This is a genomic window from Cellulomonas sp. P4_H12 (genome assembly GCF_056400905.1).
Window position 1 is genome coordinate 1 of record NZ_JBFUKJ010000114.1, and the last position, 582, is coordinate 582.

1 protein-coding gene is annotated in these 582 nt (G+C 64.9%); it reads left to right on the forward strand.

Annotated elements, in window-relative coordinates:
• Nucleotides 1–80: 80 nt before the first annotated feature.
• Nucleotides 81–582: solute carrier family 23 protein (locus AC1DQC_RS20050; protein ID WP_477052982.1), on the forward strand; the 502-nt coding region annotated here is incomplete at its 3' end.

Below are 582 nucleotides of genomic sequence, written 5' to 3' on the forward strand. Positions count from 1 at the left end.
CCGAAATAACGCTACCTGCCTGGTGGTGCCTTAACCTCCCAGGTGCGACGCGCATCTTCGGCGATTGAGACAGGGACGACATGGCTGGGACCTCGAGGCTCCTCGACAACTACTTCAAGATCACGGAACGCGGTTCCACGGTCAGCAACGAGGTCCGTGGCGGCCTCGTCACCTTCGTGGCGATGGCCTACATCGTGGTCCTCAATCCGCTGATCCTCGGCAGCTTCTCCGCCGACGACGCGGCAGCCAAGACGGACGTGCTCGGGAACATCCTGCCGATCTCGCAGGTCGCGGCGGTCACCGCCCTGGTGGCCGGCGTGATGAGCATCGCGTTCGGCATCATCGCGAACTATCCGTTCGGCATCGCGGCGGGCCTGGGCATCAACGCCCTGCTGGCCGTGACGATCGCCCCCCAGGTCACCTGGCCGGAGGCCATGGGCCTGGTGGTGATCGACGGCATCATCATTGTGGTGCTGGCGATCTCGGGCTTCCGGACCGCCGTGTTCAACGCGGTGCCCGACGAGCTCAAGTCCGCGATCGTCGCGGGCATCGGCATGTTCATCGCGTTCATCGGCTTCGTCG